17 protein-coding genes, 3 tRNA genes, 1 rRNA gene and 1 other RNA gene are annotated in these 23,631 nt (G+C 32.5%); 16 read left to right on the forward strand and 6 right to left on the reverse strand.

The genetic code is table 11. The features are described from left to right. Positions 1-343: 343 nt before the first annotated feature. Together ACVEGE_RS14530 and ACVEGE_RS14535 are read right to left on the reverse strand one after the other, a co-directional pair. Positions 344-553: a DUF4861 family protein gene (locus ACVEGE_RS14530; protein WP_225738021.1), complete on the reverse strand. Its 210-nt coding sequence runs from the start codon at positions 551-553 to the stop codon at positions 344-346. A gap of 130 nt (positions 554-683) precedes the next feature. Further along, positions 684-890 carry a DUF4861 family protein gene (locus ACVEGE_RS14535; protein WP_225738020.1) on the reverse strand — a complete coding sequence of 69 codons (207 nt, stop codon included), beginning with the start codon at positions 888-890 and terminating at the stop codon, positions 684-686. Positions 891-1,587: 697 nt separating this feature from the next. Here ACVEGE_RS14535 and ACVEGE_RS14540 point away from each other — a divergent pair. From ACVEGE_RS14540 to ACVEGE_RS14580, 9 genes are all read left to right on the forward strand, one after another. Further along, on the forward strand, positions 1,588-2,844 hold the full coding sequence (locus tag ACVEGE_RS14540; RefSeq protein ID WP_192499644.1) for a tyrosine-type recombinase/integrase: 1,257 nt from the start codon (positions 1,588-1,590) through the stop codon (positions 2,842-2,844). A gap of 2 nt (positions 2,845-2,846) precedes the next feature. Beyond that, entirely contained in the window at positions 2,847-3,683 is an 837-nt protein-coding gene (locus tag ACVEGE_RS14545; RefSeq protein ID WP_192499643.1) for a hypothetical protein, read from the forward strand. A 93-nt stretch (positions 3,684-3,776) separates the two neighbouring features. After that, positions 3,777-4,046: a helix-turn-helix domain-containing protein gene (locus tag ACVEGE_RS14550; protein WP_192499642.1), complete on the forward strand. Its 270-nt coding sequence runs from the start codon at positions 3,777-3,779 to the stop codon at positions 4,044-4,046. 6 nt (positions 4,047-4,052) lie between these two features. Beyond that, positions 4,053-4,364, forward strand: a complete 312-nt coding sequence (locus ACVEGE_RS14555) for a hypothetical protein (RefSeq protein WP_225738019.1) — start codon at positions 4,053-4,055, stop codon at positions 4,362-4,364. After that, positions 4,357-6,681 carry a hypothetical protein gene (locus tag ACVEGE_RS14560; RefSeq protein WP_192499641.1) on the forward strand — a complete coding sequence of 775 codons (2,325 nt, stop codon included), beginning with the start codon at positions 4,357-4,359 and terminating at the stop codon, positions 6,679-6,681. Before ACVEGE_RS14555 ends, ACVEGE_RS14560 begins: the two co-directional genes overlap by 8 nt. 308 nt (positions 6,682-6,989) lie before the next feature. After that, the gene (locus tag ACVEGE_RS14565; protein ID WP_192499640.1) at positions 6,990-7,526 is read left to right on the forward strand and encodes a hypothetical protein; all 537 of its coding nucleotides are present in this window, start codon (positions 6,990-6,992) and stop codon (positions 7,524-7,526) included. Beyond that, complete coding sequence (locus ACVEGE_RS14570; protein ID WP_192499639.1) at positions 7,516-7,734, forward strand: hypothetical protein; 219 nt, start codon at positions 7,516-7,518, stop codon at positions 7,732-7,734. Before ACVEGE_RS14565 ends, ACVEGE_RS14570 begins: the two co-directional genes overlap by 11 nt. A 63-nt stretch (positions 7,735-7,797) precedes the next feature. After that, complete coding sequence (locus ACVEGE_RS14575) at positions 7,798-8,055, forward strand: hypothetical protein (protein WP_192499638.1); 258 nt, start codon at positions 7,798-7,800, stop codon at positions 8,053-8,055. Beyond that, positions 8,045-8,332, forward strand: a complete 288-nt coding sequence (locus ACVEGE_RS14580; protein WP_192499637.1) for a hypothetical protein — start codon at positions 8,045-8,047, stop codon at positions 8,330-8,332. Before ACVEGE_RS14575 ends, ACVEGE_RS14580 begins: the two co-directional genes overlap by 11 nt. A gap of 125 nt (positions 8,333-8,457) precedes the next feature. Here the strand turns inward: ACVEGE_RS14580 and ssrA are convergent. Further along, positions 8,458-8,854, reverse strand: a transfer-messenger RNA (tmRNA) gene (ssrA, locus tag ACVEGE_RS14585). A gap of 90 nt (positions 8,855-8,944) precedes the next feature. After that, positions 8,945-10,141: a serine hydrolase domain-containing protein gene (locus ACVEGE_RS14590; RefSeq protein WP_192499636.1), complete on the reverse strand. Its 1,197-nt coding sequence runs from the start codon at positions 10,139-10,141 to the stop codon at positions 8,945-8,947. Between the two features lie 227 nt (positions 10,142-10,368). Between ACVEGE_RS14590 and ACVEGE_RS14595 the strand changes: the two genes are divergently transcribed. Then, entirely contained in the window at positions 10,369-11,571 is a 1,203-nt protein-coding gene (locus ACVEGE_RS14595; protein WP_192499635.1) for an NAD(P)-dependent oxidoreductase, read from the forward strand. A gap of 95 nt (positions 11,572-11,666) precedes the next feature. Here ACVEGE_RS14595 and ACVEGE_RS14600 read toward each other — a convergent pair whose 3' ends face one another. Both ACVEGE_RS14600 and ACVEGE_RS14605 read right to left on the reverse strand, forming a co-directional pair. Beyond that, positions 11,667-12,428: a C40 family peptidase gene (locus ACVEGE_RS14600; protein WP_173854669.1), complete on the reverse strand. Its 762-nt coding sequence runs from the start codon at positions 12,426-12,428 to the stop codon at positions 11,667-11,669. An 81-nt stretch (positions 12,429-12,509) separates the two neighbouring features. Further along, positions 12,510-13,688 carry an acetyl-CoA C-acyltransferase gene (locus tag ACVEGE_RS14605; RefSeq protein WP_173854668.1) on the reverse strand — a complete coding sequence of 393 codons (1,179 nt, stop codon included), beginning with the start codon at positions 13,686-13,688 and terminating at the stop codon, positions 12,510-12,512. Between the two features lie 241 nt (positions 13,689-13,929). Here ACVEGE_RS14605 and ACVEGE_RS14610 point away from each other — a divergent pair. From ACVEGE_RS14610 to ACVEGE_RS14635, 6 genes are all read left to right on the forward strand, one after another. Then, positions 13,930-14,013 (forward strand) — tRNA-Ser (locus ACVEGE_RS14610). A 51-nt stretch (positions 14,014-14,064) separates the two neighbouring features. Further along, positions 14,065-14,139: transfer RNA gene (locus ACVEGE_RS14615), tRNA-Pro, on the forward strand. Positions 14,140-14,169: 30 nt separating this feature from the next. Continuing rightward, positions 14,170-14,243 (forward strand) — tRNA-Arg (locus tag ACVEGE_RS14620). A 1,405-nt stretch (positions 14,244-15,648) separates the two neighbouring features. After that, positions 15,649-18,891, forward strand: a complete 3,243-nt coding sequence (locus ACVEGE_RS14625) for a glycosyl hydrolase family 8 (protein WP_458008562.1) — start codon at positions 15,649-15,651, stop codon at positions 18,889-18,891. Positions 18,892-20,023: 1,132 nt separating this feature from the next. Beyond that, positions 20,024-20,986: an IS30 family transposase gene (locus ACVEGE_RS14630; protein ID WP_173857104.1), complete on the forward strand. Its 963-nt coding sequence runs from the start codon at positions 20,024-20,026 to the stop codon at positions 20,984-20,986. A 1,089-nt stretch (positions 20,987-22,075) separates the two neighbouring features. Then, positions 22,076-23,589, forward strand: a 16S ribosomal RNA gene (locus tag ACVEGE_RS14635). Positions 23,590-23,631: the final 42 nt, after the last annotated feature.

A 23,631-nucleotide genomic window follows, 5' to 3' on the forward strand; every position in this document is an offset into this window, starting at 1 on the left:
CTAATAATAAGGTTTGTGAGAGTTTTTAGAAAGGAAAAATTGTACATTTCAGGGGGGTAAATAGTCCATTTAAACTCTAAAAACGGCAGTAACATTATAGAAACTGAATGATAAAGCATTAATGATATAAACAATTGGATTTTAGCAGAAAACTACAGGTGAAAATTTCAAATAAAACAAATTAATTATTAGTAAAATATATTATATATCTTCAAATGTAGTTGCGCAAAAAAGCCACAATCAAAATCGTAACAAGTTAATTGTGGGCTTTATTAATATTATAAAAATCACTTACTTTTAGGGGATTATTATCTTTTTTAGCAAAGTCATTTAAATAGGTTTTCTATTTTTTTTGATTTTGAAAAGGACTTACTTTTTTCCAACCAAATCCTGCATAATAAACGATTTTATTGTTTTGAACTTTTAAGCCTCCATATAAATTGCTTGAATCAGCAGTTTTAGTAATATAATGTTTGAATTTTTTTAATTTATTATTAGGTACAACAACTCCTATTCCTATTTCAAAGTCTTGCAAAGTCTCCCAGTACGACAACCAACCTTGTTTTAAATTAGCTCCAATTGTGCCTTTTTTTTTTCATGTAGCGTTAATCCAGTCTTAAGGACTTTAGTTCCCTTCACAGTAATATCATATTTAGATAAATAGCTACCGTAATCTAAAGAGATCATCTTAGTTTCTGTGATTTTTTTCCATTTGCATCCCAATTTGCATAAGTCAAAATAAAACTAGTTCGCACTGGACCTGTTGTAATTATCTTGTAAGTTATCCAGTTTCTAGAAATGTAATACATACTATCCACTTTTACTGCAGTTCCACCTATTCCGCTTGAACTTCCTACATGAAAATTATCTAAACCTCCACCAGTATCCATATGATATGATCCTTTTTCAGTTCCTGTTTTTTAATACCATTTATTAATAATAGGTCGGTTCTTTAGTCTTTATCAAGAAAGGTTTAGATTTTAATTAATAAATCAAAGCCACAAGTTGTTTTGAACTTACCTTTATTACTAGGTAGTGTCTTAACGATTACACACTGTTGGATGAAAAATTTTATTAAACAATTATGAAATATTCTTTAAATGTTTATTTATTTTTTGGTAAAATAAAATAATACAGATGACATCGCTAATGAATATTTAGAGTATTATCGTCGAAGGGATTGAGATTTAAATTTCATTTTCGAATAAAAAGTGTGAACTTTCAGGTATCATCAAAATATAATTCTAAACCGTAATTGTTTGGTTTTTTGTCTTTAAAAATTTGTGCAAACAAACTTTAGCTTACTAAATTGCATTCTAACCACAAAGAAGATTTTTTAAGATAGAAATAAAAAAAAACCTTGTAAACATTGAGTTTACAAGGTTTTTTGTGGAGTCGCCGAGTATTGCACTTTTTACTATTTATTATATGTTAATAAGTGTTTTTATCATTGTAAAGCGTTGTGAATAAAGAAATGTTTATATTTGTTATCAAATTAGTTTATTAACGAATAATAACAAAAACGGCAACGAAAACGGAAACTGTGACAAAAAACGGCAACCAAAACGGCAACCAAAAAACAACCCTATGAGATACACTTTTAAACTAAAAGAACCCAATTCAGATAAGGAAACTTTGATATTATTTTGTTGTGAATTTAAAGCAGAAAACAAAAAATTTGTATTCTCCACTGGCGAAAAAATACGCCCTTGTCATTGGGATACTATAAATAAGTTTCCACGCTTGAAAGGTAAACATAGTTCTGAGTTTGTAGAATCAATAAAAATGCAATTAAACAGACATTCCGATCTATTCCTTGAAACTGAAAGTTTATACAAGCGAGTAAACGAAGATTTTACAAGTAAAGTTTTAAGAGATGTTTTTGAGAAAGAATTTAAAATTACCTTAAAAGGAAAGAATTTGTTTTTTGATGCTTATGACAAATTTACAGCGGATAAAATTGCCAATAAAGAATGGTCTCCAGCAACTGTTAAGAGATATGAAAATATAAAAAACCTACTTAAAAAATTTGAAACTGCTAAAAAGTACCCTTTAACATTTAGTAAGATTGATGATAAATTTCATCAAAATTTTACCGCTTATTGTATGGATGATTTAAAGCATATTAATAATACTTACGCTAGGAATTTAGGTCTTTTTAAAACATTTATGTATTATGCTAAAGATAAAAAATACACTTATAATGACAAGTTTATGAGTTTCAAAAAAGCAACTCGAGTAATAACGAATCAAATTGCTTTAACGCTTGAAGATTTAAACAAATTACTAGATCATAATTTTGAAAGTAAGAGACTGGAACGTGTTCGGGATGTTTTTGTCTTTGCTTGTGTTACAGGAATGAGATTTGGCGAATTATCACTAATTACAAAAAGTAATGTAAACGATCATTTTATAATGCTTAAAGAAGAAAAAGACGAAAACAAAGAAGCGAGGGAAATCCCTTTGACGAGTATTTCAAGATACATTTTGTTAAAATACGATTATCAATTACCTTTAATAAAAAATCAAAAGCAAAACGAATATATTAAAGAAGTCTTTCAAGAATTAAAATACACTCATAAGGTGCAAAAAGTTACAACCAAGGGAAAAGAAAATATTATTGAGGAAATGGAATTTTACAATCGTATAAGTTCGCACACCGCCCGACGTACATTCATAACATTAATGAAAAGACAAGGCAAAAGCGATAAATTAATCGCTTCAATAACTGGACATTCTGATATGAAAACATTAAATCAATATTATCAAGTTAGTGATCCCGAGAAAAAAGAAGCAATGGACGAAGTATTTAATATTGAAATCCCAATGAAAAAAATAGTTTAATTATGAAGAGTATTATAACTGACATAAAGAATAAAGTCAATCTAAAGAATTTTTATTTTGATGTTTACGATAAAAGCGATTTACAAAAAATCAATAGAAACAATCCTTTACCTCACAAGTGTACAATTGATTTTAAAGATTTTTATTATTACAATGCAGATTTAAGTGGTTTGATGTGGCTTCAAGAATTGGACAGAAAACTAAAATACAACGACTTTGTTGATTTTTATAGAAAAGGTTTTGAAGAAGGTTTAAAACATTTAAAAGAAAAAGAAGGCATAAAGAAAAAAGACTTCTACAATACCAATAAAAAAGAAGAACTAAAACAAATATTATATTCGTTTTTATACGTTCGTGATTTCTTGCCAAATTATAGAGGTTTAAATGATTTAGTAAACAAAATACCTTTGATATGGACAGAGAAAATAATTTACGAACAAGGCTATTATAACGGTTTATTACATTCTATTTTAGTCCTATGTGATGAATTATGTTTTGTGATAAAGAAAAAAGTTGTTTCTGAAAATCCAAAAACCGAAAAAAAACTAACAATCAAGCAAATTGCTTTAAAACTAGCTTACGAGGGTATAAACGTTACCGATGAGAATAAAAATGAAATTATAAAAAAATACGGTCATAATTCAGGTGATAAACTTATGCAAGAATTTAATAATGTTTTTAAAACATCGAGAAGAACAACCGACCCTAACAAAACGCTTAAAATACTTCAAAATAAGATTGAATTATTTGAAAGTATAATTGAACTACTTGAAGTTGAATTCAAACAAAAAGCAATAGACGAGTGTAAAACACTTAAAACGCATTTAGCTAAATATTAGACAGTTGTAAATTAGTAACTAGTTACAACCAGTTACCAACTTGCATAAAATCAAACATTTGTATCAGATATTAACAAATAAATCTGATAAAAAATGAATAACCCATTTGCAATACTCGAAGCAAGATTGCTGAACATCGAAAATTTACTACTCGATTTTAAGCACCCTTTACAAAAAACAGAAACCAAACTTTTTTCTGTTAAGGAATTAGCCGTTTACGCTGGCGTTTCTGAACTCTCAATTCGTAACTATATTAAAGAGGGTAAAATAAAAGCCAAACAAATTGGAAGAAGAATCTTAATTGATGAAAAGCAATTTGAAGCGGGTTTAAGCGAAGTTAAATCTTTGAAGTATAAAAGATAAAAGGGTATGAATAAAGCTATCCATACCCCTGCAAAATCTTTGACTAATACCAATGACAAAGATAAACTTAAAACTCTTTTTTCTACTCAATTAAAAACCATATTCCACTATTTACAAACTAATATTTCCACCGCTTCAATGGTTTCAGAAGCTACTGGAATACCTCAAAAGAATATAACTAGATATAAGAGAGATTTAGAACAACAAGGATTGCTTTTTGAAGTAGAAAAAAAACTTTGTAAACTGACAGGCTTTAAAGCGTGGTATATTTCCACAAATAAAGATTTACTCACTTCAATAACTAGTAAAGATGAGTAACGTAATATTTACCGATTGGAAAACCGAATTTACCAAACGTATTCAGTTTGAAGTTAAGAGCCGTAAAGAAGTATTTAGCTATGTAGATGCACTTTTAAAGTCAACAGGTCGCAGAACTACCTTTGATGATTTAATGATTGAATACAGCCGTTTTATATCTTCCAAACCTTTGTTTAATAATGATTATTACAGATACGTCAATAGCTACGCAAAAGGCAAAGGATTAGATTTAAAATATTTCAAACACGATCTAAAAAAGTTGCTGGAGTATTACGCAAAATTTGACAAGGATAAAAAATACAATCCTTTCAATAAATCGCAGTATGAGGACTATGTTTTGTTTATGATGCTGAAACTAAAAGGACATTATAAGCTAGAATATGACAAGGTTTTTAATGTTAAACAAGTAGGTAGTAGAGAATACAACCCGTTAACCTCGATACCCTCAGTTATTAGAGGCGCCCTACCTTTTAACGTTAAGGAATTCGATATTTACCGAGCATTTTATACTTTTCTATGTAATCAATTAGGAATCAAACAAGATGCAGACGTTTACAGCCTTATAGACAAACGAACTTTTAACACCTTACTAAATTTACATAGTGGATGTAAAAGCACCACAATTGAAGCCGTACGCACTCAATTAGCTTGTGTATTTGGCGAAAGAGTTAATGAGGTTATAACAGACGAGCGTTTTAATAATAACGGTACTTTGTTTAGTGATCTAACCGTTTACGAAAAACAAGCGATTGAAAGTTTTGTAACTGCAAATAATATAAAAGAGTTCATAAAATTACACGATGGAATTTTTGTTTTAACAGATGTTGAATGTGATATACTGGAGATTGAAAATGTAGTTTTTAAAATCAAAGAATGTATTAAACCAACTATCGAAAACGATACTATTAATTTTTATACTTCAAATGGTTTTGGTGCAGACATTAAAACAAGCCCGAAGCAATACGCAGATTTTTGTATTCAAGAGAATTTTATAAGAGTTTCAGAAGCTGGAAACGATACAATAACCATTTTTAAAGATAGTAATAATGTAATTAATCCTTTCAATCATAAGACTGATTTAGTTCCATTTTTTAAAGATAATATTAACGACTTTGTTACTGATGGAATTGAAAATCAAATTGCAAAAGATAGCCAAAACGCTATTATACAAAGTTTGCAACTGTTGACACCGAAAGCATTAATTTATAATCGAGATACTAAAACCACTTTTGGAATACCTTTTTTAAATGGATTTGCTGAATATGATAATAATACAATCGATACCAAAATAAAAGAATACAGCGAGGTTAACGGTTTTTTTGCACCGCATCCAGCACAGGGCAGAAAATATACCCAAAACGACAATGAAACACAATCAGTTTTTGAAGTGTTTTTGTGTATGGTATCAACTGGAAAAGACCCAAGAACCGAGAGCCTAACCGATAGCGAAAACAAGACATTTACAGACTTTTGTTCTATGATTGGGTATTTAGTCCATACGTTCAAAGATGAGAGTTTTAACCCCGCTATAATCCTTTCAGATGCTGGAGCAAATGACCTTTCAAGAAACGGAGGGCGTGGAAAATCTTTAATAACAAAAGCAATTGCAGAGGTTAGAAATGTGATGTTAAAAGCTGGAGCGGAGTTTGACCCGAACTATTTATTTAATTTTTCAGATTTAACTAAGTCGCACCAAGTTTTTGTTATTGATGACGTGATGGCAGGATTTAACTATAATTCACTTTACACCCAAATTTCGGGCGGTATCAATTGCCAGCGAAAAGGAAAGCCAGCCACAATGATTGAGTTTAAGGAATCGCCAAAATTTGTGATAACTACTAATTGGTCGTATCGTGTTGAGGAAAATTCGACAAGTACACAACGCAGATTTTTTGAGTATCAACTGACTGACTATTTTAATTTGAATAGAACCCCTAAACAAGTCTTTGGACACGTTTTATTTGATGATTGGAACGCAGAGGAATGGCAAAGGTTTTATAGTTTCATTTTTGGATGTGTAGCCAGTTATTTAAACGATGGTTTGGAACGTATTGAATACAACAAGGTAGATGATAATTATCGAGCTAATTTTAATAACGATGTGATGGCTGGAGAGATGGAGCGTATAATGAGCGAAATATTAATCTTGGATAGTTTTAGTGTAGCAGACTTTTTGACTATTTACAAGCGGTTTGAAAATCCGTTTAGACTGGATAACTTTTTTAATCATAAGAACACAAAACAGCTGATTGAAAGTTATTTGAAGTATCATAATATCAAAATGACCTACTCGAACCGTCGAAAATGGGAGAAATGAAAAACTAACCGTGTTAACTGTGTTATTTTACACAGTTAAAACACAGTTTAACTAACTGATAATCAACACTTACACAGTTAACACAGTTCTTTAAATGTTACGCACAGGAAAAATGTTTTAGTGTTAAACACAATTTAAAAAAATATAAATATAAGTTCAAATTAACTGTGTTAACTGTGTATCTCAATGGTAGCAAGGGTTTAACTGTGTTATTAACTGTGTTTCAACTGTGTCGTAACCGTGTTAATTTAAAAAAATAAAAGGCATAGCGAACCACCGACAACGGACGCAAACAAATATTTAACAGAATGAAAACGACGAAAATTTTTTTAGAATTAAAATCAAACGAATTGAACACTGCAAAAGCAATTTTTGAAAAAAAGCAAATTGTAAAAAGTGAAATGTATGCAGAATTATCAAAACTAATTGATTTAGCAATTGAACCAGCGGAGAATATTGAAAACAATCCTATGCAATTTTATTATAATTGGTTAATTGAAAAATACAAAGAAAGTAATGCTATGAATTTAAACCCTATTAAATTGGTTGATTTACTTGAAATCGATTTAAAGAAATTTAAAGAAGCTATTGCAAAAAATAACACGATCCCGAATGTATGTGAACCAATAGAAGAAAATTTTAAAACGTACGCAGAAACACCCGAAGAATTAGCACGTTTAAAATTAGCAACTGATTTAGTCGAAGTTATTCAAAGAACAAAAAAAATTGTCGGTTTTGTAAAATTGTCTTCATTAAGTCCGATTATTCAATTTGATAGCAGTAAAGATGATTATATCGTTAATAACGATTTTGTAAAGTCTAAACATTATAAAAATGTGTTGTAAAACCGAACTAATAAATAATTTGCTAAATGAATCTTTAAACGTTCAAAGCGGTTGTATTGTCAAATTGGAGGAGAAAAACAAAATATCAGATGATTTGATAGAATTGTTGATACAAAGGCATACGGACACTAAAAACGAATTGCTAGAGGTTCAAAAAGAATTATCAGCATTAAAAAGAACCAAAGAGATTATAAAAATTTTTAACTAACTAATAAAAAAGCCTTTGTACTTAAATGCAGAGGCTTTCTAAAAAGTAGAAATAAGTAGAAAAATGACTAGAGAAAAAACAGGCGGTCGCATAGCTGGAGAACCCAATAAAATAACAACAGAAACACGAACAATGTTAAAAGCGGTATTAGAATCTGAATTTGAAAGCCTACCAACAATGTTGGCAAAACTTAAAACGAAAGACCGTTTAGACATATTGGTTAAATTATTACCGTTCGTGATGCCGAAACAAACACAAATGGACTTAAGTACTGGCAATTCATTTAATCCAATAATTATAAACTTTACAGATGAAGAATAAACAAATAAATAGTTTTGATGAGTTAATTAACTTATTAGAAAATAATAGTTTTACAGACAATCAAAAAGTAAAAATAATACAAAAGTGTTTGCAGGTTTATATTATTGCTGATGAGCATCCAAATTTAATAAATGATTTAAAATCCTTTTGGGTAAAGTATGGTAATTTACCGTTAACGTCAAGACCTTTGTTTTTATCGGGAAATTCAGATCTAAAAAGTATGAATAAAATCCCCGAATTAAAAAAGATAATTGATGAGATTGAACAGAAGTATTAAAGTTAAACCTTTCAGAAATGAGAGGTTTTTTTATTTGGTGCAAAAAGTTATTAACAAGACCAAAAGGCAACTAAAACGGCAACTATAAAAACAAAAGCCTCATAATCAAATGATTACAAGGCTAAAAGTGGAGTCGCCGAGAATCGAACTCGGGTCCAAACAAGCAACTAAAAGGCTTTCTACGCGCTTATTTTCTGATTGGATTTTCGATAATGAGGTAGGCCAGAAACAGCCACTCATCACTTATCTTCTTAATTTTGAAATCCACCCGAAGCTTATGGAAATCTAGGTCTATTTTTACGGTTCTCCTGAATAGAACGCCACAAACCAAGGCTTTCAAGGAGAATCCAGCTTTCCTATCTGATAGGAACGTGGCGTAATCGTACTATAATTCGGATTATGCAGCTAAAGCGTAGTTATTTTCGCCGTGTAAAATTGTAAGATCTTATATTTACGAGCAAGGTCTCAATGCTCGGCGTGCTTACTTCTCAATTCGACTTGCTGTCAAAACCAGTCGACCCCATTTTAATATTCAAAATAAATTTGAGAATGCAAAGGTATTCTTTTTTTACAAAAATAGACTATACACTCCCATATATTATAAAGCAATTATCATTCCGCTTTACCTTCATCATCTATTTTAAAAGGATAATCTCCAAAAAGCACTGATAAGTTACGCACTTTATAGGTAGTACGCGTAAATTTATTCGACAATGCAATAATTGTCACGCTTTCATTAGGCAATGTGATGTATGCTGACGTATTGCCATGCCACCAACCGTTATGAAAATAGAAATTTTGTCCTGTTGGCCAATTTATCATGCGCATCCCTAAACCGTAATTGTTTTTTCCTTTATGTTCATTGCTATAGCCTACAAAAGCTTCTTTTAATAACTTAGGGTTGAAGTATAACGGGGAATTACGACCTTGATCAAATTTTAATAAATCTCTAGGAGTAGAGTAAATGTTTTTATCACCATAAATGGCATCTAGATAATCCAAATTAAACTTAGAGAAATTGCCTCTATAAGATGGGGTTGCTGTCTCCTTGTCTTTCTCATAATCAAATACGAAGGTGTTTTTCATATTTAAAGGATCAAAGACAATTTTTTTCATTGCTTGACTGTAAGATAAACCAGTAACTTTTTCGATTATTAGCGCCAGCATAGCATAATTTGTATTGCAATAGCTAAAACGAGTGTTGGTCTTAAATTCTAAGTCAATAGACTTTGTAGCCATAATCGTTAGTATATCTTGATTACTAAGTATTTTATGACGGTCCCAAATTCCTTTTTTTTCAGTGAAATACGCATAATTTCGCATTCCAGATCGGTGATTTAATAATGTTTTTACCGTAACATCAGGATATGGAAAGTTTTTTAAAAGCGTTGTCACTTTTTGGTCTAAAGTTAGTTTCTTAGTGTCAATTAGTTTTAAAATTGCCGTTGCAGTCATCACTTTACTAACAGATGCTAGGTGTAAAGGAGTAACGCTATCTATAGGCTGTTTTGTTTTATAATTAGCTAAGCCTTCATATTTTTCATAAATTATTTGTCCGTTTTTTGCAACAAGAAAACTACCGTTCATTGTGTTGTTTGGCCAGTTTTTAGCGTAGAAATGACCTATGGCAACTTTCTTGGCTGCAATAAATTCATTGGTAAGTTTAGGACCTTCTTTTAGAATTTCTGTTATAGTATCTTTTGCTGCTTGTTGTGGATTTTTATCTGATTTATTTTTTTGGTTACATCCACTCAAAACTGCTGATAGCACGAGTATTTGTAGTATATTTACTTTTTTTATAAGGATCATTATTTTTTTGAATTGAAACGCAAATATATTGAATCGATTGCTCTTCTTTGTAGTTTTTTTTAACCTTAACAGTATTTTATTGCAGTTTTTCAAATTTAATTTGCAGACTTCAACCTATACTAAAAGTAATAGATAGTATTTTTATAAAAATAAAACAAAATCAGCTTAAAGTGTTATATTTGTAACAATTGAAGTGTTTTACAATCAAATTAGAAAGTAGCAAAAATATGAAATTTGGAATTATAAAAGAAAGAAAAAGTCCACCAGACAGGCGTGTCGTTTTTTCACCTAATGAATTAGTTCAGTTAAATAAAAAGTATCCTGACGCCATTATTAAAGTAGAGAGTTCGGATATTCGTATTTTTTCTGATGAGCAATATCGTACTTTAGGAATTGAGGTGTCTGATGATGTTAGTGAGTGTGATATTTTATTTGGTGTTAAGGAAGTTCCAATCGAAAATTTAATTGCAAATAAAGGTTATTTCTTTTTTTCGCATACTATTAAAAAACAACCTTACAATAAGAAGTTATTGCAAGCGGTTTTAGATAAAAAAATTGATTTGTACGATCATGAAACCATTGTAGATGCTGAAAATAAAAGGTTAATTGGTTTTGGTAGGTATGCCGGAATTGTGGGGGCTTATAATACAATTCGTGCTTTTGGGGTAAAATTCGAATTATTTAAATTACCAAAAGCAGAAACGCTTTCAGGAAAAGAGGATTTGATTAAGCAGTTGAAACGCATTATTTTTCCACCAATAAAATTTGTTGTCACTGGTGGAGGTAAAGTAGGAGGTGGGATCAAAGAAATTTTAGATGCTATAAAAATTAAGCAAGTTAGTGTTGATGATTATTTGACTAAGAATTATGCGCAAGCAGTCTATGTACAAATTGATGTTTTAGATTATAATAAGCGTATTGATGGTCAGGTTATTGATTGCAAAGATTTCTATACTAATCCGCAAGAATATATAGGGAACTTTGAACGCTTTACTAAGGTTTCGGATATTTTAATTACTGGTCATTTTCATGGTAATAGTGCCCCAGATATTCTGACTCGAACAATGATACAAGCTAACGATTTTAAAATAAAAATAATAGGAGATGTATCTTGTGATATTGATGGGCCTATAGCTTCTACGTTGCGTTCATCAACTATAGCAGAGCCTTTTTATGGTTATTTACCCTCAGGGCATAAAGAGGTAGATGTTTTTCATCCTGCTGCAATTGTAGTAATGGCGGTAGATAATTTACCTTGCGAATTACCAAAAGATGCTAGTGAAGGTTTTGGAGCGATGTTTATGGAGCATGTTATTCCTGCTTTTTTCAATAATGATAAAGACGGAATTTTGGCTAGAGCCAAAATGACAGAAAACGGAAAATTAACTGAGAAGTTTGGTTATTTACAAGATTATGTTGACGGTAAATAATGAGACTGTAAAAGAATAAAAAAAAGAGACGCTAATCTAAACAATTAACGTCTCTTTTTATTTGGAATATTTTCGCGAAAGCGTCATAAGATGCATTATATAATCTTCTTGATTACTCTTAATTTATGAGTGTGTTTATTAATTTCGGCATTGTAAATTCCTAAATGGTCTAAGCGGTCAATGCGTATTTTTCCGCTGGCGTGAATGATGTAGTTGTTCTCCATCATAATGCCTACGTGAATAATATTCCCTTCATCATTGTCAAAAAAGGCTAGATCACCAGGTTCGCTCTCTTCTATAAAGCTCAAAGGTTCCCCTTGCGTAGCTTGCTGTGACGCATCTCTTAGTAATTTATAACCATTGAGTTTGTAAACCATTTGCGTAAAGCCAGAACAATCTATTCCAAAAGGTGTTTTACCGCCCCATAAGTAGGGTGCGTTCAAATATAAAAAGGAAGTTGCTATTAAGTTGTTTTTGTCTTTAATACCAGTGGTTATTGCGCCTTCAAAATCAAATTGGCTACTATTAATAGCTTCTTTATTCAAGAAAGATAAAGAAGCACCTAGAGGAATTGGCATTAATAAATTATCAGGTGCGTTAATGTATTCGATTAAATCCCCATTCAAAACAATTGGCTCATTTGATAATAATTCAAATTGCGAAGCTGTTATGCTTTGGTATTGTTTTGGGTCAACCCAGCCTTCATATCCATCATAGTGCATTTTGATTCTAGACCACTGTTTTTGTGTTTCTAAAACTTCAAAGTGCTCTCCAAATAAAACTTGGGAAACGATTTCACTTCTGTCACTTGGTTCAAACCGAAGTGGGATTATAGCCAGATTACAAATTCCGAACATTTACGATGCAGTTATAAGTTATTAAATAAATAAGGGCTATAAGAAAATTGCTTATAGCCCTTGTATTATAATTTTAGATATTTAGTTTCTTTCGATAACAATAGCCGAAGCTCCACCACCACCATTACAGATCGCAGCAGCACCAATTTTACTATTATTTTGCTCTAAAACATTAAGTAATGTTACAATGATTCTAGCACCTGAACAACCTAGAGGATGTCCTAAAGACACAGCACCACCGTTAACGTTTACTTTGTCATTGTCTAATCCTAAAATTTTAGAGTTAGCTAGTCCAACTACAGCAAAAGCCTCATTGAATTCAAAATAATCAACATCGCTTATTGCGATTCCAGCTTTGTCAAGTGCTTTTGGCAATGCTTTAGATGGGCTTGTAGTAAACCATTTTGGTTCTTGAGCTGCATCAGCATAACTTTTAATAAAAGCCAGAGGTTTTAATCCTAAAGCAATCGCTTTCTCTTCACTCATTAGAATCAATGCCGCAGCACCATCATTAATAGTAGAAGCGTTAGCAGCAGTAACAGTACCTTCTTTTGAAAACACTGCATTAAGCGTAGGGATACGATCTATTTTTACATTTGTATATTCTTCATCTTTAGAAATAATGATAGGATCACCTTTTCTTTGCGGAACAGCTACAGGAACTATTTCGTTATCAAATTTACCTTCGTCCCATGCTTTAGCCGAACGGTTGTAAGATTGAATTGCATAATTATCTTGGTCCTCTCTAGTGAATTTATATTCTGTAGCACACAAGTCAGCGCAAACTCCCATTGCGTTGTTGTCATAAGCGTCTACTAATCCATCTTTTTGTAAACCGTCAACCATTGTAGCTGGACCAAATTTGGTTGCTGTTCTCAGGTTCATATAATGCGGAATCAAACTCATGTTTTCCATTCCACCAGCAACTACAACTTCAGCATCACCGCACTGAATAGCTTGAGCCGCTAGCATCACAGATTTCATTCCTGATGCGCATACTTTATTTATGGTAGTACAGGCAACAGTATCTGGCAAGCCAGCATAAATAGCAGCTTGGCGAGCAGGTGCTTGACCTGTTCCAGCTTGAACTACGTTACCCATAAAAACTTCATCAACTAATTTTGGATCTAAATTTATTCTATCTAAAGCGCCTTTAATTGCAATAGCTCCTAAACGTGGTGCTGACACTGTAGATAATCCCCCCATAAAACTGCCGATAGGTGTTCTAACTGCAGAAACGATAACAACTCTTTTGTTCATGATTTATATAATGTTGGTTTATGTAGCAAATTTAAGGTTTTTTATACAATTTATGATTTTAAAGGCTAGATTATATTTATATCTAAAATTAAGTAAAATTATTTTTTTGCTATATAATTGATTGTGAAGCGGTTTAAAAAAAATGTGAAATTTTATTAAAAATAAACGTCAAAACACTTGTGAGAATCGTGAACATGTCTTAAATTTGCAACCGCAAAACGAGACACGTTTCTCTGAGCTTGGAGGGGTGCCAGAGTGGTAATGGAGCAGTTTGCTAAACTGTCATCGGGTAACCGGTGCCAGGGTTCGAGTCCCTGTCCCTCCGCATATTTATTGAAGATTTGAAATTTAGTTTGATTCGTTAAACTAAATGTCACGGGGTGTAGCGTAGCTCGGTTATCGCGCCTGCTTTGGGAGCAGGAGGCCGCAGGTTCGAATCCTGCCACCCCGACTAAACTTTACCATTAGTTTTAAAAGAAATGGAGGCATAGCTCAGCTGGATAGAGCACCTGCCTTCTAAGCAGGCGGTCGAAGGTTCGAATCCTTCTGCCTTCACTTTGAAAATCAAGCCTTTACAGAAATGTAAGGGCTTTTTTTATGGCTTATAAAAAGTGATATTCTTTTAATTATTCTTATTTTCTATCGAATTTATTTAGTAAATTTTAAATCACAACTATTTTCTATGATAAGGAAATTCATAAAAGTTGGAAAATAAAGAGGATGTTTTCTACTAGGAAAGTTGAAAACTGAATTAAGTAAAAGGTAATATTGGTTTAGAAAAATGTATACCATTTATGAATTGATAGCTAGTAGTGTTTAAATGTATTTACAGGAGAAGGGTACTAATCCTTAATAGTAAAACATTATATTACTTTATAAGACTTTAAATCTATAGGTTTTGTATTTGATTTCCTATTGATTTTAATGCACCCATTTATTCTATGGTTAATATAAAACATGGAACTAATTTTATTATTATTAACATCTAAGGTATAAAGGTTTTTGGTTTATAAAAATTCCATTTATATTTTGATTAGAATAATGTCTAAATTATTGATGCTGCTATCCATTATTTTATTAAAAATACATTTATAAAATTCAATTTAGTGTTTCTTTTAATTTTTTAGTATTGGGAAATAGGTTTTGAATTAGGTAATTTTAGGTTTTGTTAACTAAGCATTTTAAAAATCGTTATAATCTAAGTATACTAATTTTACTTCTGAATTTAGGTTAGTGTTATTTAGTTGTAAAACGACTTTATTTAAATATGGTAACTTACTATTCTAGTGTTATTTTTCTCTACAGTTAAGTTAAGGGATGCTTAGTAAATGTGATTTCTCAACAAATTAAGTTTTAGTTAAATTACTACACAATTTGTATCTTATTATTTAGTAGTAAGCTAAATAGTTATTGATTTAAAATTGCACTTAAATCCACGTGAAATTAAACAAATTTTGGTTTAGAAAATTTTTACTTGTTACTATTTTTTGTTCCCTTTTTTCTTTGATTATACTATAATTGGTGAAACTTTATTAAAATCACTTAGTATATTTTTAAGTTTTATAACACTTAGTAGTTTTTTTTTCTAGGTGTTAAAATTAAAAGGTAATCAATGCAACCCAAACTTATTGTGAATTAATAGAAAATAGTTCAATTTATTAATTGAACCGAAATGATTTGTTTAGTTTTAAAATACGTGTTTATGGTTATTTCAAAATACAATGATTTTTAATAGGTTATTTAGTTATTTGAGGTTTTCATTTTTAATTAATACAGTTTTATGTCACTTCGAAGATGGTAATAATTCAACACTTACTATAACAGATGTTGCAATGTTAGGTTTGTGTGTTTGTTTTATTGATGAATAGTAGTTTATTGTTTGGTTTAAATATTATTATTGTAAAAAAAATTAATGCAAAGTGTATTAAAATTGTAATTACATCTTATTATAAAAATGATTATGAAACTTAATAAAATACTAAAATTTGTGGTACTGAGTATGTTTCTTCAGGTGCATATTGTTTACAGCCAATCTGTAACATATGAAGCAGAAATGATGACCAAAAGTGGCCTGTATTCAGGAAATATAACAAGTCCATTTAATGGATTGGCTCTTTATGGTAATGGTGATGCAGGAAGTACGACGGCAGTATTACCTACATCTTCAGGTCAATATACCGTTACAGTAATTGGTGCGTCTAATAATGCTAGCTCAGGTACTGTCAATCTAGAAGTAGACGGTATAGACGTGGGGTCTTTTAGTTTTGCAGGAACTACTACTGCGTCTGCTTCCAAAACAATTTCATTTGCGGGTAATGCGACTAAAGTAATTAAACTCGTTATGAAATCAGATACAGGAGCAAATGATATTTTTATTGATAAAATTAAATTTACTTATGTAGGTGCTGTTTCAGCTCCTAGAAGCGCCCCAGTGATTCCAGCTGTTGGGGCAGTAACCTCGGGAGTGTATAGAAATATGTTTGTGGAAGCTGGTTATAATAGTGATGACGTTAAATTGAAAATAAAAAATACATTTCAACAATTATTTTATGGAAATGATCAAACGGAACGCGTTTATTATCCAGTCGGAGATGATGAAGCGTACATCTTAGATACGGGAAATGGTGATGTTAGATCAGAAGGAATGTCATATGGAATGATGATATGTGTTCAATTGGACAAAAAAGCCGAATTTGATAAAATCTGGAAATGGGCATACACACACATGCGCCACAATACAGGGGCTAGAAAAGGATATTTTGCTTGGCAATGTAGTACTGCTGGAGCAAAAATGGATGCAAATCCAGCATCAGATGGAGAAGAATATTTTGCAACTGCATTACTTTTTGCCTCAAAAAGATGGAAAAATGGAACAGGTATATACAATTACAGTACTGAAGCAAATAATCTTTTAGAGATTATACAAAATAAAGAGAATCCAGTTGTTGAGTCGATTACCAATCTTTTTAATGTAAAAGAAAAACAAGTTGTCTTTGTTCCATTTGCAAGTGCGGCTCTTTTTACTGATCCTTCATATCATGTTCCTGCTTTTTATGAAGTATGGGCAACAAGTGCTAATACTAACAATGCTTTTTGGTCAGAGGTAGCTACAACTAGTCGTGCTTTTTTTCCAAAAACGGCTAATGCTACTACGGGATTAATGCCAGATTATGCAAAGTTTAATGGAGCTCCAGAAAACCAAGGTGGGCATGGTGATTTTCGCTTTGATGCTTGGCGTTGTATAATGAACATAGCGGTAGATTATTCTTGGTATAAAAAAAATAATAATGAAAAAGTTATAGCACAAAAAATCCAAACTTTTTTTAAGAGTAAAGGGATGAGTTCTTATGGAAATCAGTACGCTATTGACGGTACGGTATTATCAACGAGTCGTTCACCGGGATTAATTGCTTGTAATGCAGTAGGGTCTTTGGCGTCTGATTCGGTTCTTGCATGGGAGTTTATAGATGAGTTTTATGCAACTGGTATTCCAAGTGGGCAATACCGCTATTATGATGGTTTGTTGTATTTTATGTCTTTGTTACATGTAGCAGGAGAATTTAAAGCTTACATACCAGGAGCTGTAACGCCACCGATAGGCACAGTTCCTAGCACGCCTTCAGGACTTATTGCTAGTGTAGTTTCTAGTTCACAAATTAATTTGTCTTGGACAGATGTAGCAACTAACGAAACAGGTTTCAAGATTGAACGTGCCGTAGGTAGCGGAAGCTATACTCAAATTGCAACAGTTGGAGCTGGAGTGATAGTTTATAATGATACAGCGTTACCGGCTAATGTATACAATTACAGAGTTAGAGCAACCAATGCTACTGGAGATTCTTCATATTCTAACGTAGCTTCTGGAACAACAGCAGCTCCAGCGACAGCTCCTAGTATACCTTCTGATTTGTTGGTTAGTGTGGTTTCTAATTCACAAATTAATTTATCTTGGACAGATACAGCAACTAACGAAACAGGTTTTAAGATTGAGCGTGCCTCAGGAAACGGAAGTTATTCTCAAATTGCAACAGTTGGAGCTGGAGTAGTAACTTATAATAATACTGCATTAACAGCAAATACTTTATATAATTATAGAGTAAGAGCCACTAATAATATAGGCGATTCTGGATATTCTAATATAGCTTCAGGAACTACTACACCAATTGGTTCAACTATGAGAACGTATACGGTTGTAGCAAAAGGAAATGAAGGTACTGAGCAAGTTCAATTTCAAATTGACGGTGTAGTAAAGGCTACTTGGACTTTGACGCCAAATTATCAAAATTATACTGTCTCGGCCAATAGAGGAACACCTAGAGTTCTTTTCTTTAATGATTCTGGAAACAGAGATGTTTATGTTGATTATATTAAAGTGGACGCTAAAGTGTATCAATCGGAAGCGCAGTTGGTAAACACATCTGTTTTTGTTAATGGTCAATGTGGAGGAAGCTATAGTGAAACTATGAGTTGTAATGGGTATATTGAATACGCTGTAACTGGTGATCCAACTCCAATTCCAGTAACTAATTCCGTAGTTTTAAAAGGGAGTAATTTGAAATATGTATCGTCAGAAAATGGTTTGACTGATCTTATTTGTAACAGAGCTACTGTTGGTCTTTGGGAGCAATTTGAATACACAGACTTAGGTGGTGGTAAAGTTGCTTTGAAAGGTAATAATGGAAAGTATGTAAGTTCTGAGAATGGAATTAAAAATATGCGTTGTGATCGATCGGCTATTGGTGATTGGGAAAAATTTGACTTAATAGATTTGGGTGGTGGTATTGTTGCTTTAAAAGGGAATAATGGTAAATATATATCTTCTCAAAACGGAACTTCAGGTATGAATTGTAGCAGTGCTTCTATAGGATTAAATGAAAAATTCTTTTGGGAAACTCAAATAAATTCCGCTAAAGCGACATTAAAGGTAGAAGCTGCGTCTTTGGTCAAATCCAATTCCGCTCCAATTGTTTTGTATCCAAATCCTGTTGTGGGTAACTTAGTTTTTATCAATGGACTAACTACTACGGAAAATTACACAATTTCAGTTTATGAATTAGGGTTGGGGCGCATAGTCATGAGTCAAAAGGTAAGTAATGTTCAGTCTTGTGAACTACCTTTGCGTGCTATCACTAAATCTGGGGTGTATATTGTCACTATAACTAGTGCGAATGAAAATAAGGTTATTAAATTAATTAAGAATTAATACGTTTTTTAGAGAGATTATTAAAAGCAGTGAAGATTAAGTTTTCACTGCTTTTTTTATTTAAAAACGAATTACTTAAAGCTGTTTACTAATTTATTTAAAAAAAATAAAGGAATCAAAATGTTGTTTATTAAGTGTATATATAAGTTTTTAATTTTATAACTTAAACATAATTATTTTATATGCAAAACAGTTTCTCTTTCGATTAGGCTAGTTTTTATAATATTAGTAGTAAATTCAGCATAGGTTTTATTATACAACCTATTTGTTAAAATGGCGATTGCGCTTTATTTGATGATTTTTTTGATTTGGTGATGGTTGTTATTGTGGGGGTAATATGTTCTGTAGTTTTTATTGGTAAAATAAATCATAACCTTTTCTTTAAAGATTTTATAATTTATGACTTTCTAAAGTTTAATAATACAATAGCTCAACCTTTTTTCAAGACACAACAAATTATCAATTTTTTTTTCTGCCAATATAATTTCAAGAGCTGTTTCTAAATCTTCATTTTTAGAAAGATGAATAATTATTTTATATCTATAGTAATATTTTGGTCTAGCAATGCTTTTCTATTTTGCTATTATCTTAGTAAGTTTTACGCTTAAATTATCAATAAAATAAATTAATGTAATTTCTTTACAAACTGTTTTAATAAGATGATTGCTAGTGTTTTTTAGTTCTTTTAAAGTTATTTACAATTACTTTGCTACAAACAATTTCATTGGTAACTCGATCAAAAAAAACAATTGGTACTCCTTCATTTATGGCGTTAATAAAATGGTTGGAATTTTTGTTAATTTGAGTTTTTTCGGCAATCGAAATAATAAAGCCGTTTAGGTTGCTACTCTTTAAGAGTGCTACTGTATTTGTATCTTTATAATAAAATTCATTAGAAATGCAGAAATTAAATTGTGACTTAATTTGAATATTTTTTCTTCAGTACCTATAAATACTTCATTAAATATAAAGGTAGTCATGTAAAATCTTAGATTCAAGTGATAAATGCAACACTCCTTATTTGTTTAAATAAAGCCTACTGATAAGTCTTGAAGATCTAGATCTTCAAGACTTATCAGTAGGCTACGAAAAAAATTTCTCTTATTTTTGGGTTACTAAGCACAAAAAAAAGATGTCACATTTAACGATTGAACAAAGATACGAAATTGCTACACTTCGTTCACAAGGATTTTCAATGAGTAAAATTGGAGAGGTTATAGGTAGAGATAAATCTGTAATTTCAAGAGAGCTATCCAGAAATTCCGATCAAAGAAATAAAGTTTATAAAGCTAAATTAGCCCAAAGTAAAGCCAGTATTCGACAGCATGAAAAAGCTAAGAAAATACGCTTTACTGAACAGATAAAAGCACATGTTATTCATCTTTTAGAAGAAGATTTCAGTCCTGAACAAATAGTAGGATATTGCAGTGATAAAAACTTTGAATGTGTTTCGATTGAAACAATTTATCAATTCATTTGGAGCGACAAAAAGAAAGGCGGACAACATTATAAGCACCTACGCACAAAAGGAAAGCGATATGCTAAAAGAGGGGCTTTAAAAGGCTCAAGAGGTATTATTAAAGATAGAGTTGGTATTGAAAACAGGCCGTTGGTTGTAGAAGAAAAGCAAAGAATTGGGGATTTAGAAATTGATTTGGTAATAGGTAAAAATCACAAAGGAGCTTTGTTAACAATAAATGATAGAGCATCAGGTGTGCTTAAAATGGCTAAAATAAACAGTAAGGAATCACAAGAAATTCAGGAGAAATTAATTGAATTATTAATGGATTGGAAACCCATTTTGCACACCATCACATCTGATAATGGGAAAGAGTTTGCAAACCATAAAAAAGTATCTGAAATACTAGAAATCTCATACTTTTTTGCCAACCCATATTGTAGTTGGGAAAGAGGTGCTAATGAAAATTTAAATGGTCTAGTAAGACAATATTTTCCAAAAAAATATAACTTTGATTTAATAACAGAAGAAGAGGTTTTAAGAGTAACAAATAAATTAAATAACAGACCCAGAAAAAGATTTGGTTTTAAAAGTCCAAATGAAATTTTTGAGCAAAAACTTAAACAATGTGCATGAGGTTGCATTTGTTAATTGAATCCACCAATTAAAAAAATGCTCGAAAATCACTTTTCCGACAATTTCTTTTTTTTATAAAAAAAAGTGATACACAGTAAATTTAAAAGGTAGAGAGGTTCTTTTTTAGTATTGAGTCAAATTTAAACAGGTATTTGACAGATTGATCATTTTTAATCTAATTAATTTTGAGAAGTCAAGTCTTGAGAGTTGAAAAATATAATAGCTGGAAAAAAAATCTACCAAATGTATAACTTTGGAATATTGTGTTTAGGTAATTTAATTTACAGGAGCTATTTCCTGCTATCCGCTACAATCTAGTTCGCTAATCCCAATTAATCCCGAAAGCTTTCGGGAGGGAGGCTCCCTAGGATTTCCACTACTATCAGGGCTAAGTAGGAGTGGTATGATTGAATCAAGATTTTGATACCTATATATAAGGAGTGATTAGTTTATTCAAATTGCATTTAGGAATAAAAGATAATAACTGAACTATATTAAGAGGATTAGTAGCTTCTGCAAAGTCGCTCTTGACTGTAAAGTAGTTTAATGAAAGTATTTTTAAGGGAGTTGTAACTTAGGAAAAACTATAAACAAGTCGTAAATCTAATAAAAACCCAATCTACAACAGTAATAATTCCTACTTTTACTCAAAACCGCACCAACAACTCTTTTTCAAAGACAAGGTTTCCAGTAGTTTAAAATTAAAGTTATAAAAACATTAAAAAAAGGCAATCAAAAGTATTGTTTAACGGAAAAGAGTCAGTACTTTTGCACCCGCAACAGCGAATAAGTTCTTTACATTATGGCAAGCAAAACGGAATAAGTTGAGAATTTATTTTCAGATTATTTTAAAAAAAGCTTGTGAGAAATAAAAGAGTTTATTACTTTTGCACCCGCTTCGGGAAACATGTATAACATGAAAACGAGGTTAACAAAAAGGTAAGAACACGTTCCTAGACATATTGAATTGACAGCCGTTTTAATAGAGATGTTAGAACAAAAGAATAAGAGTAATAGAATAGATAGATTAGAGTATAACCAATAGATCTTCAGTCAAAAATAAATAGCTTAGTAATAAGCAAATAATATACGATGAAGAGTTTGATCCTGGCTCAGGATGAACGCTAGCGGCAGGCTTAACACATGCAAGTCGAGGGGTAGTTATCTTCGGATAATGAGACCGGCGCACGGGTGCGTAACGCGTATGCAATCTACCTTTCACAGAGGGATAGCCCAGAGAAATTTGGATTAATACCTCATAGTATAGTAGTCTCGCATGAGACCACTATTAAAGATTTATCGGTGAAAGATGAGCATGCGTCCCATTAGTTAGTTGGTAAGGTAACGGCTTACCAAGACTACGATGGGTAGGGGTCCTGAGAGGGAGATCCCCCACACTGGTACTGAGACACGGACCAGACTCCTACGGGAGGCAGCAGTGAGGAATATTGGACAATGGGCGCAAGCCTGATCCAGCCATGCCGCGTGCAGGATGACGGTCCTATGGATTGTAAACTGCTTTTATACAGGAAGAAACACTGGTTCGTGAACCAGCTTGACGGTACTGTAAGAATAAGGATCGGCTAACTCCGTGCCAGCAGCCGCGGTAATACGGAGGATCCAAGCGTTATCCGGAATCATTGGGTTTAAAGGGTCCGTAGGCGGTCAGATAAGTCAGTGGTGAAAGCCCATCGCTCAACGGTGGAACGGCCATTGATACTGTCTGACTTGAATTATTAGGAAGTAACTAGAATATGTAGTGTAGCGGTGAAATGCTTAGAGATTACATGGAATACCAATTGCGAAGGCAGGTTACTACTAATATATTGACGCTGATGGACGAAAGCGTGGGTAGCGAACAGGATTAGATACCCTGGTAGTCCACGCCGTAAACGATGGATACTAGCTGTTGGGAGCAATCTCAGTGGCTAAGCGAAAGTGATAAGTATCCCACCTGGGGAGTACGAACGCAAGTTTGAAACTCAAAGGAATTGACGGGGGCCCGCACAAGCGGTGGAGCATGTGGTTTAATTCGATGATACGCGAGGAACCTTACCAAGGCTTAAATGTAGATTGACCGGTTTGGAAACAGACTTTTCGCAAGACAATTTACAAGGTGCTGCATGGTTGTCGTCAGCTCGTGCCGTGAGGTGTCAGGTTAAGTCCTATAACGAGCGCAACCCCTGTTGTTAGTTGCCAGCGAGTCATGTCGGGAACTCTAACAAGACTGCCAGTGTAAACTGTGAGGAAGGTGGGGATGACGTCAAATCATCACGGCCCTTACGCCTTGGGCTACACACGTGCTACAATGGACGGTACAGAGAGCAGCCACTGGGCAACCAGGAGCGAATCTACAAAACCGTTCTCAGTTCGGATCGGAGTCTGCAACTCGACTCCGTGAAGCTGGAATCGCTAGTAATCGGATATCAGCCATGATCCGGTGAATACGTTCCCGGGCCTTGTACACACCGCCCGTCAAGCCATGGAAGCTGGGGGTGCCTGAAGTCGGTGACCGCAAGGAGCTGCCTAGGGTAAAACTGGTAACTAGGGCTAAGTCGTAACAAGGTAGCCGTACCGGAAGGTGCGGCTGGAACACCTCCTTTCTAGAGCCTTAGTGTTAGCTAAGTATTATTTTTAATGAATAA

This window comes from Flavobacterium sp. PL002 (assembly GCF_054165825.1).

Coding starts and splice junctions, on each gene's coding strand:
- ACVEGE_RS14535 (WP_225738020.1), bottom strand. CDS start 890: ATGGATACTGGTGGAGGTTTAGATAATTTTCATGTAGGAAGTTCAAGC.
- ACVEGE_RS14540 (WP_192499644.1), top strand. CDS start 1,588: ATGAGATACACTTTTAAACTAAAAGAACCCAATTCAGATAAGGAAACT.
- ACVEGE_RS14575 (WP_192499638.1), top strand. CDS start 7,798: ATGACTAGAGAAAAAACAGGCGGTCGCATAGCTGGAGAACCCAATAAA.
- ACVEGE_RS14590 (WP_192499636.1), bottom strand. CDS start 10,141: ATGATCCTTATAAAAAAAGTAAATATACTACAAATACTCGTGCTATCA.
- ACVEGE_RS14580 (WP_192499637.1), top strand. CDS start 8,045: ATGAAGAATAAACAAATAAATAGTTTTGATGAGTTAATTAACTTATTA.
- ACVEGE_RS14630 (WP_173857104.1), top strand. CDS start 20,024: ATGTCACATTTAACGATTGAACAAAGATACGAAATTGCTACACTTCGT.
- ACVEGE_RS14560 (WP_192499641.1), top strand. CDS start 4,357: ATGAGTAACGTAATATTTACCGATTGGAAAACCGAATTTACCAAACGT.
- ACVEGE_RS14605 (WP_173854668.1), bottom strand. CDS start 13,688: ATGAACAAAAGAGTTGTTATCGTTTCTGCAGTTAGAACACCTATCGGC.
- ACVEGE_RS14550 (WP_192499642.1), top strand. CDS start 3,777: ATGAATAACCCATTTGCAATACTCGAAGCAAGATTGCTGAACATCGAA.
- ACVEGE_RS14600 (WP_173854669.1), bottom strand. CDS start 12,428: ATGTTCGGAATTTGTAATCTGGCTATAATCCCACTTCGGTTTGAACCA.
- ACVEGE_RS14625 (WP_458008562.1), top strand. CDS start 15,649: ATGAAACTTAATAAAATACTAAAATTTGTGGTACTGAGTATGTTTCTT.
- ACVEGE_RS14555 (WP_225738019.1), top strand. CDS start 4,053: ATGAATAAAGCTATCCATACCCCTGCAAAATCTTTGACTAATACCAAT.
- ACVEGE_RS14545 (WP_192499643.1), top strand. CDS start 2,847: ATGAAGAGTATTATAACTGACATAAAGAATAAAGTCAATCTAAAGAAT.
- ACVEGE_RS14565 (WP_192499640.1), top strand. CDS start 6,990: ATGAAAACGACGAAAATTTTTTTAGAATTAAAATCAAACGAATTGAAC.
- ACVEGE_RS14595 (WP_192499635.1), top strand. CDS start 10,369: ATGAAATTTGGAATTATAAAAGAAAGAAAAAGTCCACCAGACAGGCGT.
- ACVEGE_RS14570 (WP_192499639.1), top strand. CDS start 7,516: ATGTGTTGTAAAACCGAACTAATAAATAATTTGCTAAATGAATCTTTA.